This is a genomic window from Psychrobacter sp. 1Y4 (assembly GCF_051847555.1).
In genome coordinates this window covers 1-1065 of record NZ_JBPYDE010000145.1, presented here as the reverse complement: position 1 = coordinate 1065, position 1065 = coordinate 1, and the positions used below count along the sequence as shown (strand labels likewise).

Below are 1065 nucleotides of genomic sequence, written 5' to 3'. Positions count from 1 at the left end.
CGCCTGAACCGCCAGTGGTCACGCCTGAACCGCCAGTGGTCACGCCTGAACCGCCAGTGGTCACGCCTGAGCCGCCAGTGGTCACGCCTGAGCCGCCAGTAGTCACGCCTGAGCCGCCAGTAGTTGATACCACATTTATAGAGTCAGTAACTAATCAGTCTCAACGTAATGATGTAGGCATCGCCTATGTGTTAGATAAAGTCATTCAAGACCGTGTGACAAATGGCTATAATGCATTGGCTGATAGCTTGATTAGCTCTACCGTCAATTTCAATCAGGCACAGCTTGCAACTGCTGCCAATCAGCTACAGCCATTATTTATGGGCGCAACCAATCGTATCATCACTGATGCTAACTATGCAGCGACTGATGCTATTAACGACCATAGCCAGACCACTCCTCAGCATAACCTTTGGGCTCAGCTGCTTAGTGACGACAGTAGCCATGATGCCGAAAACGGTATTACCGGTTATGACTCTGAAGGGTATGGTGCCATTGTAGGCTTAGATACTCCTATCAATAGCGATCTCAATTTAGGTGTTGCCTTCTCGTATATCAAAAGTGATGCTGATACTGATGGCACCAATCTTGATCAAGAGTTGACCAGTAAAAACTGGCAAGTACTGGGCTACGGTAATTATGCAGTCAGTGATGCAACTGCTTTAAATTTCCATGCAGGTGCTGGTCGAAGTGATGTCGAAGGTGAACGCCATATCACCCTACTAACGGATGCTATTGCACAATCTGATTACTCTGTTGATACCTTACAAGCAGGACTAGGTGTTGATCATCGTATTGGCACTCAGCAGCGTAATGTGACTCCATTCGCGCAAGTCAACTATGCGCGTGCTGAGAGCGACAACTATCGTGAAACGGGTGCTGGCGTTTATAACTTGAATGTCGATGAAAACACTTATGAGTCAATGCGCTGGACTGCAGGATTACGTTTATCACAAGCATTGACACCAACGCTTGCGCTCACAGGACAGCTGGCAGCGGCTATCGAAAATGGCGATCGTCGCTCTGATATTACGGCAAGTTTCATCAGTATGCCTAATGATGAAT

General features: G+C 47.5%; 1 protein-coding gene. It reads left to right on the top strand.

The window, feature by feature from the left end:
• Nucleotides 1–188: 188 nt before the first annotated feature.
• Nucleotides 189–1065, top strand: an 877-nt coding sequence (locus ACS8FC_RS14860; RefSeq protein ID WP_439297338.1) for an autotransporter outer membrane beta-barrel domain-containing protein, incomplete at its 3' end; no start/stop codon positions are given.